Source organism: Parazoarcus communis (assembly GCF_003111645.1).
Lineage (GTDB): Bacteria > Pseudomonadota > Gammaproteobacteria > Burkholderiales > Rhodocyclaceae > Parazoarcus > Parazoarcus communis_A.
The window spans coordinates 325469-339257 of sequence record NZ_CP022187.1 but is presented as its reverse complement, the minus strand read 5'-3'; the positions used below and the strand labels follow the sequence as shown (position 1 = coordinate 339257).

Annotated in this window: 15 protein-coding genes and 1 tRNA gene; 8 read left to right on the top strand and 8 right to left on the bottom strand. The window is 63.3% G+C overall.

The features are described from left to right. Nucleotides 1–143: 143 nt before the first annotated feature. Nucleotides 144–674, top strand: coding sequence for a superoxide dismutase family protein (locus CEW83_RS01655; protein WP_108947794.1), 531 nt, complete (start codon nt 144–146; stop codon nt 672–674). Nucleotides 675–678: 4 nt separating this feature from the next. Further along, nucleotides 679–1254: a hypothetical protein gene (locus CEW83_RS01650; RefSeq protein ID WP_108947793.1), complete on the top strand. Its 576-nt coding sequence runs from the start codon at nt 679–681 to the stop codon at nt 1252–1254. Between the two features lie 56 nt (nt 1255–1310). Here the strand turns inward: CEW83_RS01650 and CEW83_RS01645 are convergent, their stop codons facing one another. Together CEW83_RS01645 and CEW83_RS01640 are read right to left on the bottom strand one after the other, a co-directional pair. Continuing rightward, a complete protein-coding gene (locus CEW83_RS01645; RefSeq protein WP_108947792.1) occupies nt 1311–2951 on the bottom strand; it encodes a methyl-accepting chemotaxis protein in 1641 nt (546 codons plus the stop codon). 65 nt (nt 2952–3016) lie between these two features. Beyond that, the gene (locus CEW83_RS01640) at nt 3017–3877 is read right to left on the bottom strand and encodes an HDOD domain-containing protein (protein ID WP_108947791.1); all 861 of its coding nucleotides are present in this window, start codon (nt 3875–3877) and stop codon (nt 3017–3019) included. Between the two features lie 319 nt (nt 3878–4196). On the opposite strand from CEW83_RS01640, the gene CEW83_RS01635 reads away from it, so the two are divergent. Next, complete coding sequence (locus CEW83_RS01635) at nt 4197–5873, top strand: putative bifunctional diguanylate cyclase/phosphodiesterase (protein WP_108947790.1); 1677 nt, start codon at nt 4197–4199, stop codon at nt 5871–5873. Nucleotides 5874–5888: 15 nt separating this feature from the next. Here the strand turns inward: CEW83_RS01635 and CEW83_RS01630 are convergent, their stop codons facing one another. Further along, nucleotides 5889–6395, bottom strand: coding sequence for an LEA type 2 family protein (locus CEW83_RS01630; RefSeq protein WP_108947789.1), 507 nt, complete (start codon nt 6393–6395; stop codon nt 5889–5891). A 116-nt stretch (nt 6396–6511) separates the two neighbouring features. Continuing rightward, a complete protein-coding gene (cadR, locus tag CEW83_RS01625) occupies nt 6512–6943 on the bottom strand; it encodes a Cd(II)/Pb(II)-responsive transcriptional regulator (protein ID WP_108947788.1) in 432 nt (143 codons plus the stop codon). Between the two features lie 275 nt (nt 6944–7218). Between cadR and CEW83_RS01620 the strand changes: the two genes are divergently transcribed. Continuing rightward, a complete protein-coding gene (locus CEW83_RS01620) occupies nt 7219–9288 on the top strand; it encodes a heavy metal translocating P-type ATPase (protein WP_234419110.1) in 2070 nt (689 codons plus the stop codon). Nucleotides 9289–9604: 316 nt separating this feature from the next. Here the strand turns inward: CEW83_RS01620 and CEW83_RS01615 are convergent. Further along, nucleotides 9605–9680 (bottom strand) — tRNA-Thr (locus CEW83_RS01615). A gap of 161 nt (nt 9681–9841) precedes the next feature. Between CEW83_RS01615 and CEW83_RS20940 the strand changes: the two genes are divergently transcribed. Beyond that, nucleotides 9842–10003: a hypothetical protein gene (locus CEW83_RS20940; RefSeq protein ID WP_159099354.1), complete on the top strand. Its 162-nt coding sequence runs from the start codon at nt 9842–9844 to the stop codon at nt 10001–10003. Between the two features lie 31 nt (nt 10004–10034). Here the strand turns inward: CEW83_RS20940 and CEW83_RS01610 are convergent, their stop codons facing one another. Next, nucleotides 10035–10487, bottom strand: a complete 453-nt coding sequence (locus tag CEW83_RS01610) for a CreA family protein (protein WP_234419109.1) — start codon at nt 10485–10487, stop codon at nt 10035–10037. 32 nt (nt 10488–10519) lie between these two features. Then, nucleotides 10520–10954 (bottom strand): ProQ/FINO family protein, encoded by a 435-nt coding sequence (locus CEW83_RS01605; RefSeq protein WP_108947785.1) that lies wholly within the window; start codon nt 10952–10954, stop codon nt 10520–10522. 256 nt (nt 10955–11210) lie between these two features. Between CEW83_RS01605 and CEW83_RS01600 the strand changes: the two genes are divergently transcribed. Both CEW83_RS01600 and CEW83_RS01595 read left to right on the top strand, forming a co-directional pair. Then, nucleotides 11211–11546: a hypothetical protein gene (locus CEW83_RS01600; RefSeq protein ID WP_108947784.1), complete on the top strand. Its 336-nt coding sequence runs from the start codon at nt 11211–11213 to the stop codon at nt 11544–11546. 94 nt (nt 11547–11640) lie between these two features. Next, a complete protein-coding gene (locus CEW83_RS01595) occupies nt 11641–12021 on the top strand; it encodes a rhodanese-like domain-containing protein (protein ID WP_108947783.1) in 381 nt (126 codons plus the stop codon). A 79-nt stretch (nt 12022–12100) separates the two neighbouring features. Here the strand turns inward: CEW83_RS01595 and CEW83_RS01590 are convergent, their stop codons facing one another. Beyond that, nucleotides 12101–12787, bottom strand: a complete 687-nt coding sequence (locus CEW83_RS01590; RefSeq protein WP_108947782.1) for a hypothetical protein — start codon at nt 12785–12787, stop codon at nt 12101–12103. 129 nt (nt 12788–12916) lie between these two features. Between CEW83_RS01590 and CEW83_RS01585 the strand changes: the two genes are divergently transcribed. Further along, on the top strand, nt 12917–13789 hold the full coding sequence (locus CEW83_RS01585) for a M15 family metallopeptidase (RefSeq protein WP_108947781.1): 873 nt from the start codon (nt 12917–12919) through the stop codon (nt 13787–13789).

Here is a 13789-nt window from a genome sequence, read left to right as displayed (position 1 = left end):
TCTTGTAGCCGATCAACGGGCAAGTGAGCAAGCCCTCACGGAGAATCCCCATCCGCCCGGCGACAAGGGAAGAAATGCGGGCGAAGTGCGCAGCATCACCTATGCTGAAATCACGCGCCAACTCAGACAGGGGACTAACCACCATGCATAGGCCATCACAACTGATTCTTGCCCTGCTCCTGGCCGGCGCCGTCAGCGCAGCAGGTGCTGCCGACCGCGCCAGTGCCGAGTTGATCGACCGCAGCGGCAAGACGACCGGAAGCATCACCCTGACCGAAGCGCCCACCGGAATCCTTATCCAGGTGTCTGCGAAGGGTCTTGCGCCGGGCGCGAAGGGTATTCACATCCACAGCGTTGGCACCTGCGAAGACCCGGACAAGGGCTTTGTCGCTTCAAAGGGGCACCTCAACCCGACCGGCAAGAAACACGGTCTGATGAACCCCGAGGGACCGGACTCAGGCGACCTCCCGGTCATTTTCGTGCACGCGGACGGCTCGGTCGAGGCCGAAATGTTCACCTCGCTTGCCAGCCTGCGCGGCGCAGGCGACAGGCCGGCCCTGCTCGACGCCGACGGCGCAGCGATTGTCATCCACGAGAACAGGGACGACCACGTGACCCAGCCGATCGGGGGTGCTGGCGCGCGCATCGCCTGCGGCGTGGTCAAGGCCGAATAGCAGGATGATGCGCCGGCATGTGCTGCTGCCGGCCGCTTGCGTGACAGCTTCCTGCCTGCTGATGACGGGTAGCGGCATGTCGGTGGCAAAAATGGAGGGGCGAGCACCGGATTTTCAGGCGCAAGGCGTTAGCCCCTTCCTGCTGAAGCGTCCGCTTCGCGACGCAGCCGCCGACGCGCTCCGCTTCGACCCTGCCGCCGCCCATGTCGGACCGGGCTGCGATGCCCGCGACCAGGTCACCGTGCAGCTGACAGTCGGTCATCGCGCGTTGAGCGTGATGTCCATGGCCGGCACCGATGGTCGCATCGAGGAGATTGTCGCCGTGCCGCTTGGGCCTCTGCCCAAGGCAGGGAGTGCAGCCGCCTGCGAGGCACTGGGAGGCGACTTTGCAGCGTCGCTGCGCGAACGTCTCGGCCCCTTCGAGTCTGCCGTCCACATGCAGAAACCCGTTTCAGACGAGTATTCCTACCGTTTCGCAGGCGGCGCCCGCGCAGTCGCCCGCTGGTTTGGCGGTGGGCGAACCTGCGACATCGCACTTCATTTCGAAGCGCAGCCTTCCGCAACCGCAGCCCAAGGCTGAGGCGTGCGACGGGACAGGTCGAGCCGCGGGACACTTCCCGCGCTGCAATGGCAGCCTCAGTGCTTGAAGCGCGAAACCATGGCGCTCAGATCCTTGGCAACACGTTCCAGCGTATGAGCCGACTCCGAGGTGTTCTGCATCGATACGCTGGTCTCCTCGACCATCTGGGCGATGGCCTCGACCTGCTGCGCGATCGCATCGCTCGCGGCGCTCTGCTCCTGCGTTGCTGTGGCGACATCGCGCAAGCGGTTGACCATGTTGTCCGCGCCATGCCGGATGTCACGCAGCGACTGCCCTGCGTCCTGCGCAAGGCCCACGCCGTGCTCGACCTGCGGCAGCACCTGCTCCATCGTTCCCACTGCCCGACTGGTATCGGCCTGAATCGCGCCGATCATGCCACCGATCTCCTCGGTTGCACTCGACGTACGCTCGGCCAGCTTGCGCACCTCGTCGGCCACCACCGCAAACCCGCGACCCTGCTCGCCTGCCCGTGCAGCCTCGATCGCCGCGTTCAGGGCAAGCAGGTTGGTCTGCGCGGCGATCTCCTTGATCACGTTCGCAATCGACGAAATCTGGTTGGTCTGGCTCTCGAGCGAACGCAACTGATCTGCCGCGGCCGAAACCGACGCCCTGATGTGATGCATCTCGCTGGTGGCGTTCGCCACCTTTTTTTCGCCACTTTCAGCCATCTCGGACGCGGCGTTCGAGTCGCGTTCGTTGTCCTTGGCGTTGTCGGAGATGTGGTTGATCGAAACCGTCATCTGCTCGATTGCCGCAGCCATCGACGAGGTCGAGTCGGCCTGCCTGTGTGCCGCAATCGCGACCTGGTCAGAGGCATGCGTGATGCCTTCGGCCGTGCTCGCAAGCCGGCTCGCTTCGCCCGAGATCTGGCCGATCATTTCGCGAAACGCGCGCAACATCCCCGACAGTGCCGCCAGCATGCTGCCCTCGGGCGCAGCCCCGACCTCGACAGTCAGATCCCCCCCTGCCGCACGTGACATCAAGCGCACGGCCTCTGCCGGTTCGCCGCCAATCTGGCGCAGAATCGAACGCGCAACCAGGAACCCGAAACTGACGATGAAAGCCATGATCAGGGCCGCGATGCCGAGATCGCGCATCATGCGGTTGTTGAACTCAGCCTCCACGCTGTCGACGTAGACGCCGGTGCCGATGATCCAGTCCCAAGGCTGGAAGACCATCACGTACTGCAGCTTGTCGACCGCCTCCTTCTGCCCCGGGCGGGGAAACGAGGTATCAACGAAGCCGCCACCACTCGATTTGGCAACGGCCAGAATGTCCTTGATCGTGTAGCGCCCCTGCCCGTCGCGGATCTCCTCGGTCATGTTCTTGCCGCGCCACTCCGGACGGAACGGGTGCATGACAGACGCCCCCCCGGTCGACCAAACGTAGAGGTACTCGGTCTTTCCGTCCTCACCGCCGTAGCGCATCGTGCTCAGCACCTGTAGCGCCAGGCGCTTGCCCTCATCCTCCGGGAGTTCCCCCTTTGCGACCTGATCGTGGAACCCGGCAACGAGCTGGACCGCCGACTGGATCGTCGCGCTGATCTGCAGCTTGTGCCCTTCCATGAGCTCACGCTTGACCTGAAACGCAGCGATTGCGTCGGTGAGCGTAATGCCTAGAAAGGCTGCGAGGATGAGCAAGCCAATCCGGGTTCTGAGTGTGAGGTTGTTGATCATGGGCGTATCTCGGTCCTGGAACCAGGATTAACGGCGCATGTCGGAAAAAGTTTAGCGCTTTCGACCTAGGCCCTGACGGCATCCAGAATCTGCCGCCGCTCATCCTGCGAATCATGCAGCAAGGACTGGAGCTCGGCCGGATCGATGCCAAACCCGTCCGTAGTCGCAGGCCCGCGCTGCGGATGGCGGCCGAGCAGGCCGTCGAACGGATCGGGAAATTCGGACACCATGGATGCAATCTGCACGATGTGGTGCAGGTCAGCCGGCGGCCATGCTCCGGTGTAACCGTCTTCCGCATCCAGGCCGTCGAGAATGGACTCCGGCACGTCGAACACGTCGAGCACGGCCCGCCCGACCTCGACGTGCAGTCGATCCACGAGCTCGGCGAAGCGGTCGATATTGCGCTCCATCGCCGGGTAATCGGACGCCCGCGCAATCAGGAAGAACTGCCCGATCTGGGTCAGCATGCCGGCCATCAGCGCGGTATCCGGGTTGCTTGCCTGGGTCCTGCGGGCCAGGGCGAAGCACCAGGAGGCGACATCCAGCGAGCGCATCCACAGGCCCTGCGCCAGCGTCCGCATGTTGGGCGAGCGGTGATCCCCGGCGAGCTGCTCGGATGCGACCGCAAACGCCAGGCTGCGCAGCGACGACAGCCCGATCCGCCGCACCGCCACGCCCACCGAATCGACCAGCGCGCCGTAGGGGTTGAGCGCCACCGTGTTGGCCATGCGGATGGTCTTCGCGGCCAGCACCGGCTCTGCCTGAACGACGGCGACAATCTCGTCGAGACTGGAATCGGGGTCATCGGCAAGGCGCTTGATGCGCAGCGTCACCTCCATCGACACCGGAAAGACCAGGCGCCCGTCATTCAACTCGGCATTGATCGTGTCGGTAAACGCGCGTGCCTGTTGTTCGAACTCGTTCATTTCTCGCTCTCCTCGCTGCAACCCTTCGCATGACGTCCATCGCGCGGACGCAGTGCGCCCTGAATTGCGGTTTTTAGGCGAATGTACCAAAGAATGCGGCAGGCCGTCGGCATCGCGTTGCAGAGCACAGCCTCACCCGAAAAGCATTGAGGCGCTGCTGAGACGCTGAGTCGGCGATAGCACGCCATCATCACAGGAAAATCCGGTTTGTGTGTCAGTGTGGTTACGTTTAACGAAAGTGCAATCTTGATGGCGGAGGATCAGGGCCTTCGTGCAACAGCGCACGCAACATCATCACCTGATTCTTTAGTCGTACTACGTGACCAAAACCACTTCGCCCGAGCCACATCAGTTCCTCGCCACGCCCGCGCAGCCGACCACCTCGGGAGCCGGGTGCGCAGACGTCCGTCCTGCGCCCACCTGGCGCCGCCTGTTCAACGAGTGGTCGCTGACGAGCCTCGGGCTCGTCGTCTTCTGCGCCATGCAGATCCTTGGCGTGTGGGAACTTCATGTCGCCGGACAGGGCGAAGCGCACTCAGGACTGGCGCGCGCCTTGACCCTGATGCTGCTTGCAGGCACGGCCGTTATGGTGGCCCTGGTGGATCGCTGGCGCAGACGCCATTTCGAGCAGTGCGCAGTGCTGCTGCAAACCACCCGGATGAACGCCCAGTTGCGTGAAGAAAAGGGGGCTGTCTACCAGCTCGCATCCTTCGACCACCTCACCGGCCTGCCCAACCGCATGCTGTTTACCGAACTGGCGAACAGCCACCTGTCGAGAACACGGAGAAGCCACGCGCCATTCGTGATGATGTTTCTCGACCTCGACCGCTTCAAGCTCATCAACGACACGCTCGGGCACCGCATAGGAGACCTGCTGTTGCATGGCGTGGGACAGCGCCTGATCGGCACGGTGCGCGAGGCGGACATCGTTGCCCGTCTTGGCGACGATGAGTTCGTGGTGCTGCTGACCGAACTGGAGTCCATCGACGACGCAGCGAGGGTGGCAAACAAACTGATCGAGGAGATCGGGTCTCCAATGCAGATCGAGGGGAACGAACTCGAGATGCGGCCAAGCATCGGCATCGCGGTGCACCCCCGCGACGGGCTCGACCTTGACGCGCTGATGCGCAATGCCGACTCGGCGATGTATGAAGCCAAGCGTGCCGGGCGCGGGTGCTTCCGCTTCTACGACCCGTCGCTGAACTCACGCTCCATCCTGCAGGCCGACCTGAGCAGCCGCTTCAGACGCGCGATCATGGGGGACGAGTTCGTTCTCCACTATCAGCCACGCATTTCGCTCAACGGTTATCGCATTACCAGCCTGGAAGCCCTGATCCGCTGGCAGCACCCGGAGCGCGGGATGGTTTTTCCCGGTGAATTCATCGACTACGCCGAGCAGGAGGGCCTCGTGGTCGAGCTCGGCAACTGGGTGTTGCGCGAGACCTGCCGCCAGATTGCAGCATGGCTGGCTGAGGGCATCACGGTGGTACCCGTGGCGATCAACGTATCACCCAAACAGTTGCGCGACCAGACCTTTGTCAATTACATCCGCGAGGTCGTGAGCGACTACGGCATTTCTGCGAGCCTGCTCGAGATCGAAATCACCGAACGCTGCGTGGTCGAGGACTTTGAACGCCCTCGCCAGGCTCTTGAGGCATTGTCCGGGCTCGGACTGAAGATCGCACTCGATGACTATGGCACCGGCTTCTCCAGCCTGAGCTTCCTCAAGCGCTTGCCGATCAACGTCATCAAGATCGATCGCAGCTTCATCAGCGACATCCGCAACCAGAGCAACGACGCCGCCATTGTCGCGTCGACCATCGCGCTCGGCCACAACCTGGGCCTGACCGTGATCGCCGAAGGCGTAGAGACCCGCGAACAGCTCATCTATCTGCGCGCCGCCGGATGTGACGAGGTGCAGGGCTACTATTTCCAGAAGCCGGTAGCCGCCGCAGAGATCGTGGAAGCATTGAAGGCCGGCGAAGTGGTGCGCTGAGGAGCTTGCTGCCAACTAGTTGGGCTTGGGTGGTGTCCCGGTTCCTGGCAGGCTCAGCTTGCCCTCGTCGCGAAACCGCATGCCGCGAAACAGGCCGCCGCCCAGCTTGCCGCTCAGCACGTATGGCACGCTGTCAGCCGGTTCGTCCTCAACCATGCCCATTGCCTGACGCACGAAGGAAATCGCCGACACCGTCACCGGCACCACGATCACCGTTTCCCCATAGCGCGGCACACTGCCCTGCGCGTCGCTCACGCCGGTCGCAAACGGCTTGCCGTTAAGCTCTAGCTCGAGCGCCACGCCATCGAAATCGATCGCATCGTCGTTGGGGTTCTGCACCCGCAGCTTGAGGCCGAAACGGATCTCCATTCCCACCCCGGGCAGCGACTCCATCCCCACCACGTTGATCCGCACCGGATCACGATCCACCACGCTGGCGCAACCACCGATCGACAGCGCGAGCAGCAGGACGAGCGCAAGATGCAGCCAGGACCAGGACGCACGGAAAGAATGAATCGACATGACCGGCACCTCGAAAGTCGGGAGTGATACAGCGCATTGTACGCACCCCGCACTGGCTGCCGTCCGCACCGCGCTCGGGCCAGGTGCGGACCGCGCTCAACACCGGCCTGAAAAGGCTATCCCAGGTGGGTGTGCCGCTTGCCGGTTGGCGTCGTCTCCATCGCCGCCAACCCGCGCAGGATGCCGCAGGCGTCCAGCCCCTGCTCGGTCTGGCATTGTTGTCGGAGCGTGCTCAGTTGCTGCTTCAGTTGCTGCAACTCCTCGATGCGGGCTTCCACATGACCGATGTGCTCGTCGAGCAGGGTATTGACTGCACCACAGCCATCCAGCGGACCGTCCATCAGCGTGAGCAGGGCCCGAATCTCATCGTGCGTCATGTCGAGCGCACGACAGTTGCGGATGAAGCGCAAGCGCTCGAGGTGAGCCGAACCATAGCTGCGGTAGTTGCTTGCGCTGCGTTCGGCCTCCAGAAGCAGACCTTCCTTCTCGTAATAGCGGATGGTTTCGGTTGTGCAGTTCGCCGCACTCGCCAGTTCGCCAATCTTCATGCGACCTCCTCAAAACGCTTGACCCTGAAGTGGCTTCAAGGTGTCGAATGCAAGCATACGACGAATGATGAGGCTCAGCCATGTCGAGCTGCTGCGACCACAAACCGGAAAAACCCACTGAGCGCGCACACGCGCATGAGCACGAACATGCTCACGGAAATGCCCACGGTCATTGCACGGAAGGTGCCGATTGCTGCGCACCCGCCCTCGTCCAGCTCGGCGCGCTGTCTGCGCCTGCAGCCACTGCTGAAGGCATCCGCACGTCGATCCGCATCATGCAGATGGACTGCCCCACCGAAGAGGCGATGATCCGCAAGAAGCTGGGCGCCATGGCGAGCGTCAGCACCATGGAGTTCAACCTGATGCAGCGCGTACTGACCGTGGTGCACGCGCCGAACACGCTTGATCCGGTCATGGAGGCCATCCGCTCGCTCGGTTTCGAACCGGAGCTGCCCGCCACGGGCGAGCAGCCCGCGCCGGTTCCGGAAACGCCACGCGCCCCCTGGTGGCCGCTGGCACTCGCAGGCGCTGCGGCACTCGCGTCTGAGATCGCCGACTGGATGAGTCTGCCCGGCCCTGTGCCGGCTGTGCTTGCGATTGCCGCCATCGCCGTTTGCGGCCTGGACACGTACAAAAAGGGCTGGGTCGCAATTCGCAACGGCAACCTGAACATCAACGCCCTGATGAGCATTGCAGTCACCGGCGCCCTCCTTCTGGGCGAATGGCCGGAAGCGGCGATGGTGATGGTGCTGTTCACGATTGCCGAACTGATCGAGGCCCGCTCGCTCGACCGGGCGCGCAACGCCATCAAGGGCCTGATGCAACTCACGCCGGACACCGTGACCGTGCAGCAGGCCGACGGCAGCTGGCAGCAGGTGGCAGCATCTGCCGCTTCCGTGGGCTGTGTGGTCCGCGTCCGGCCGGGCGAGCGCATCGGGCTCGACGGCGACATCATCACCGGGCGCTCGACGGTCAATCAGGCGCCCATCACCGGCGAGAGCCTGCCGGTGGACAAGTCCGTCGGCGACAGCGTCTTCGCCGGCACCATCAACGAATCCGGTGGCTTCGAATACCGGGTCAGCGCAGCCGCGAACAACACCACCCTCGCCCGCATCGTTCACGCGGTCGAGGAAGCCCAGGGCGCCAGAGCACCGACGCAGCGCTTCGTCGACCGGTTTGCACGCGTCTATACGCCAATCGTGTTTGCGATTGCCATCGGCGTCGCGATCCTGCCCCCGCTGCTGATGGGCGGAGGCTGGTACGACTGGGTCTACAAGGCGCTGGTGATGCTTGTCATTGCCTGCCCCTGCGCACTGGTGATCTCGACCCCGGTCACCATCGTCAGCGGACTCGCCGCAGCAGCGCGTCACGGCATCCTGATCAAGGGCGGCGTATATCTGGAGGAAGGGCGCAAACTGAAGTGGCTCGCACTCGACAAGACGGGCACCCTCACTCACGGCAAGCCAGTGCAGACGGACTTCGAACGCCTTGGCACGATCGATCGCGAAAGCTGCCGCCGCCTGGCTGCGAGTCTGGCAGCACGCTCGGACCACCCGGTCTCGCAAGCGCTCGCAAAGGCCGCCGAAGACGACAATATCGCACTCATGGACGTCGAATCGTTTGAGGCCCTTCCCGGTCGAGGCGTTCGCGGCATGATCGACGGCTCGCGCTACGTGCTGGGCAATCATCGTCTGGTGCGCGACCTCGGACGCTGCTCGCCTGCACTGGAAGCCCGGCTCGAAGCACTTGAGCAAGCCGGAAAGTCGGTGGTCGTACTGTTCGACGATCTTCAGGTACTCGCCCTGCTCGCTGTCGCAGACACGGTGAAAGACAGCAGCCGCGCCGCCATCGACGCACTTCACCGTCTCGGCGTGAAAACCGTGATGCTCACCGGCGACAACCCGCACACCGCCAGCACAATCGCACAACAGGTCGGCATCGACGAAGCTCGCGGCAACCAGCTCCCCGAGGACAAACTCAAGGCCGTGGAAGAACTCGCCGCGAGGGGCACCGTGGGCATGGTTGGTGACGGCATCAACGACGCACCCGCACTGGCGCGCGCCGACATCGGCTTTGCGATGGGCGCGATGGGCACCGACGCCGCGATCGAGACCGCCGACGTTGCGCTGATGGACGACAACCTGAGCAAGATCGCGACCTTCGTCCGCCTGTCGCAATCCACCCACACCTTGCTGGTGCAGAACATCGCGCTGGCGCTGGGCATCAAGGCCGTGTTTCTGGCACTCACCGTCGTCGGCATGAGCACCATGTGGATGGCCGTCTTCGCCGACATGGGCGCCAGCCTGCTGGTCGTCGGCAACGGTTTGCGGCTGCTGCGCAAGTAGCAAGCACGATCAACACTGCCCCTCCGCGCCCTCCGCGGCTCCTCGTGCAGAATGTTTCTGCCGGGAGATGCTTCAGACCACCGGAAGAGCATGACTCACGCGGAGGCGCGGAGAGCGCGGAGGGGAGGCGGTGCGTGTTTCGCTGACGGGGTATGGGGACGACGCATCGTACGGGTGTCGTTCGCCTGGCAGGGAACCGGTTCGACAGGGCCAAACCACCATTCTTACAGCGAGCGCGACGCGCTTCGCACCCGCCCACGGGCGCAGGACGCAAAAAAGCCAGCTCCACAGAACTGGCTTAAGCGCTTGAATCTATTGGTGCCCCCGGCAGGAGTCGAACCCGCGACCTTCGGTTTACAAAACCGCTGCTCTACCAACTGAGCTACAAGGGCAACACACCAGGTCGCGGATTATAGCCGAACTCGCGCGCAGCGCCAGTGGCGCGCATGCCTCAGACGACAGAAAGCACTTCCATTTTTCGACTAACTGTATAAACTTACAGCTATCGAGACAGCGCTCAGCCCTGTCTCATTTCCCCACAAGGAGAGAGACGATGGAACCGAAAATCAATCGACTGTTGATGAGCTTTGGTCTGCTGGCCGGACTGATGCTGGGAACCGGAAACACCGGCGGTGCAATCGCGATGGCGCTGGCAGGTGCCACAGGCGCATGGCTGTTGCGCACGCGTCCCGGTCAGGAACGCAGCCTGTGGTAAAGCTGAGGAAGCCCGCCGAAGAAAGGCGGGTTCAGCGACTCAATGGAATTGGCGTGCTGCCATCGACGGCAACAGCGGTCACGCTGTTCTTGGGGCTGCCATCGACCAGCTTGTCCGAGTAGGTAAGATACACCAGCACGTTGCGGCGGGCATCGACCATTCGTACTACCTGCAGGCGCTTGAAGAGCACAGACAGCCGCTCGGAGAACACCTCTTCCTTCTGAGGGATTGGCTCACGGAAGCGAATCGTACCAACCTGCCTGCAGGCGATCGAGGCCTCGGACAGATCTTCCGCGAGCCCGACTGCGCCAGAGAGACCACCGGTCTTGGCGCGGGAGACGTAGCAGGTCACGCCTTCCACACGCGGGTCATCGTAGGCTTCGACAACCACCTTGTGGTTGGGGCCGATCAGCTTCCACACCGTAGACACTTCCCCGACCCGCTCCGCATTGGCCGGCGCGCTCGCGACGAGCACGGCGACCATGGCTGCAGCGGGAAGAAGCCGGCCAGGTGACATCATTTTCCGAATTTCGTCATCAGCTGCTGAAGCTTCTCGCCGCGACGACGCTCAGCTTCTTCACGCTTGCGCTCGACCTCTTCGGCTTCGCGCTTCGCACGTTGCTGCTTGGCAGCTGCAGCAAAACGCTCCTTGAGCGTCGCCGAAGCGTGAGCGCGCTGCTCCTCGGTCACCTCTCCGGCAACGTTGCCTTCAAAGTCGAAGCGCTCTGTCGCCTTTTCCATTGCCTTCAGATACCGCGTGGACGCCGTGTGCATGCGCAGCGCACTGCGCAGGGTCTTTTTCTCGAACTCCGGGAAGCGTTCGAGAATATTGGTATCGATGCGAATGGCCAGCGGCTTGCAATCGCGGAACGTCGGCGACTGCTCCTGCAGCTTCTGCAACAGGGCACGGGGTTCGAGGGCGGGTTTCGCGGAGGGCGTTTCGGTTGTCATGACGCAGCGGACTGTTCGGCTTGAAGACTGCATTCTACCCGAGCTACGCCGCAGGGTGCCCGATTGCCGACAATACCGCGTTCGCTTCAAGCGCTCGACGCAGTGTGATGCACAGCACAGAACTTTTGATCGCTCTGCACCCTCTCTTGAGTATAGGGCGGTCTTCTCGGCCAACGACAATCATCGTTTGCTTATATAATACCGAAAGGCTGAAACGCGCCGCGTTTGAAACGTCCGCACTTGAACAGGACAGACCATGACGACCAAAAACTGGAAGCGCCTGCCCGGATCGCGCACCGAGCCTGCAGGTCAGGAGCGCAAGGTCTTGCGCAAACTGCCAATGATTGCACTCGCCGGCACTGCCGCATGCGTGAGCGTTTCACTCCTCGCACGTCTGGCCTGGTGGGGCGACAAGACCGACGACACGCTCCGTGCATTACAGATGATCGACATCTGGGTGATCGCCGCTGTCGTGCTGCACTGGACCGTCGTGCTGACCGTCGCCATCTTCTGTTTCATTGTTTTCGTCATGAAGGGCCCAGGCTACATTGCCGACGGCTACACCCTGCCGGACAAGAATGCGCCCCTCTGAACACATGCCTGACCAGACGCCCCGCGCCCGCCAGCCCTCGCGTCTGGCAGGCACGCAACCCTGCGACATCCCCCAAATACCGGAATAAATCACCATGAAAACCGCGCACGACCTCGTCACCGCAGCCAAGGCCAGAGTTCAGGAAACCCCGCTTGAGAAGGCCGATCAGGCGATTCGGGACGCGGACATTCTGATCGACGTCCGTGAGACTGAGGAATACGCATCCGGCCACATCCCGGGCGCGGTTCACATCTCTCGCGGCATGCTCGAATTCAAGCTCAGCAACATGCCCGAGCTCGCGTCCCGCGACCTCAGAATTGTCGTTTACTGCAAGACCAGCGGCCGCGCCGCGCTCGCTGCGTGTGCGCTTGCGGACATGGGCTATCTTGACGTGAAATCGATCGCAGGCGGATTCGATGCCTGGGCGGCGGCAGGAAAGCCTGTCGCAAAGCCGGAACTGCCGAGCTTCGAGTAAGACGGACGGGTTGCCACACCAGATGCGCAGCCGCGCATCTGGTGCATTCGGGACAAGGCCGTAGCGCCGGAACTTGCATTCACCGCGCCGGCCTTGTCGCCTCAACGATCGCGACAATGATGTCGACATCGTGATCGCGCCGGCTTGCTCGGGCACCGGCCACTGCCTTTTTGTCCGTCTTTTTTTCCGCCTTTTTCCCTGCACTCCGCTTCTGTTCGGCGCCCTGCCGCGCCCGTTTCGCCGCTGATCCGTTTTCTGTCGCTGCAGCGGCCTTCAATCCGCTGACCGCGGAAGCCCCCGGCAGCCGCGTGTCGTCGACTGCTGGCGTTACTGGCAAGGCGCGGATCGTGGCCACACCGCCATCGACGACAGGGCTTTGCGGATCGCAGGTCGCCGCCGGGGCGCATGCGGCCGTCGCACCCGCGATTCGCGCAGCGCCTGCGGGCACTGTAGTCCGGCAATCATCCCCCGCCACAGCGCTCACCACGCGATCCGCAGCGGCTGCGCCCTCATCGGGTAGTCGCGTCCCCTCATCCCCGCTCACCACGTAGATCATCCCCAGCCAGAAGGCGAGCGCCAGAAGTACGAGCGCCAACAGGCCCCGTGCGGCGCCCGGCAACACACGCCAGCGCGCCTCGCAAGCGGACACCCGGGGAGGCGGCGACAGGCCGTCGAGAATGCTGAAAGGGGCGGCGCTCGATGCCCTCGTGCCGCTCGCGACCAGTGCCGGGCCGGATTCGCCACCCCCGATCCATTTCTTTGTCATTTTTTTGCACCCGAGTATGCCATTTGCACATTCTAATGTCTTAAAATCCGGTTCCACCCATCGCAGCAGAAGATTTTTTCCCTAGCCCTCGCGCCAGTCGTTCTGGCGCAACCAGCCGCCAAACACGCAATGACCCTGGTCCTGTCCGCCTGTTTCCTGAGCATTGCCGCTGCAGTCAGCCTGCTTGGATTCGCCTCGCTTCGACGCGCGCTGTTCGGCTGGGTGCCGCCACTGATGCGAGGAATGAGCGGACCATGGCAGATCGGGTGCGCGAAGGCCCGGGACGCATGGCGATTCGCCACCGAAGGATTCCTCGCAGCGGGCAGGCTGATCCGACGCCGCATGACTTTCACGCTCGCAGCACTCGTGCTGATGAGTGCCCCCGCCCTCCTCATCCCGCACTTCATTGCGCCGTTTCCGCACCCTGAACAGGTCGGAGGCCCGACATCCGGAAGCCGAATTGCAGCGCTTCTCGAAGGTGAGCAACTCTCTCCACCCCCGCCATTGCCGCCCGACATCTTCGCGACCCGCGAGGTCGAGCACCTGCGGCCGGCCACCCCGGACGCGAACCGCGACTGGATGCGCCTCGACACCGAGTTTCGCCAGCGCCTGCTCGCCGCATTCACGCTCATGCGCGACCGGCATGGCTACGAAACGGTGCTGATCGAAGGCTACCGGAGCCCCGCCCGACAGAATCAGCTGGCAGCCCTCGGCGACAGTGTCACCCGGGCATCGGCACACCAGAGCTACCACCAGTACGGACTGGCTGCCGACTGCGCATTTCTGCGCGAAGGCCGCCTCGTGATATCCGAGCGTGACCCATGGGCAATGCAGGCCTACGAACGCTTGGGTCGCATCGCGGAGGAACTCGGACTCACCTGGGGCGGGCGCTGGACCCTGCAGGACTTCGGCCATGTCGAATTACGCCATCCGTCCGCGCACGACCGCAGGCCGCGCACCGCCGGCAACACCCTTCACCTCCCCACGGACGACCAAAGCTGA

Coding starts and splice junctions, on each gene's coding strand:
- CEW83_RS01655 (WP_108947794.1), top strand. CDS start 144: ATGCATAGGCCATCACAACTGATTCTTGCCCTGCTCCTGGCCGGCGCC.
- CEW83_RS01650 (WP_108947793.1), top strand. CDS start 679: ATGATGCGCCGGCATGTGCTGCTGCCGGCCGCTTGCGTGACAGCTTCC.
- CEW83_RS01645 (WP_108947792.1), bottom strand. CDS start 2,951: ATGATCAACAACCTCACACTCAGAACCCGGATTGGCTTGCTCATCCTC.
- CEW83_RS01640 (WP_108947791.1), bottom strand. CDS start 3,877: ATGAACGAGTTCGAACAACAGGCACGCGCGTTTACCGACACGATCAAT.
- CEW83_RS01630 (WP_108947789.1), bottom strand. CDS start 6,395: ATGTCGATTCATTCTTTCCGTGCGTCCTGGTCCTGGCTGCATCTTGCG.
- cadR (WP_108947788.1), bottom strand. CDS start 6,943: ATGAAGATTGGCGAACTGGCGAGTGCGGCGAACTGCACAACCGAAACC.
- CEW83_RS01620 (WP_234419110.1), top strand. CDS start 7,219: ATGCAGATGGACTGCCCCACCGAAGAGGCGATGATCCGCAAGAAGCTG.
- CEW83_RS20940 (WP_159099354.1), top strand. CDS start 9,842: ATGGAACCGAAAATCAATCGACTGTTGATGAGCTTTGGTCTGCTGGCC.
- CEW83_RS01610 (WP_234419109.1), bottom strand. CDS start 10,487: ATGGTCGCCGTGCTCGTCGCGAGCGCGCCGGCCAATGCGGAGCGGGTC.
- CEW83_RS01605 (WP_108947785.1), bottom strand. CDS start 10,954: ATGACAACCGAAACGCCCTCCGCGAAACCCGCCCTCGAACCCCGTGCC.
- CEW83_RS01600 (WP_108947784.1), top strand. CDS start 11,211: ATGACGACCAAAAACTGGAAGCGCCTGCCCGGATCGCGCACCGAGCCT.
- CEW83_RS01595 (WP_108947783.1), top strand. CDS start 11,641: ATGAAAACCGCGCACGACCTCGTCACCGCAGCCAAGGCCAGAGTTCAG.
- CEW83_RS01590 (WP_108947782.1), bottom strand. CDS start 12,787: ATGACAAAGAAATGGATCGGGGGTGGCGAATCCGGCCCGGCACTGGTC.
- CEW83_RS01585 (WP_108947781.1), top strand. CDS start 12,917: ATGACCCTGGTCCTGTCCGCCTGTTTCCTGAGCATTGCCGCTGCAGTC.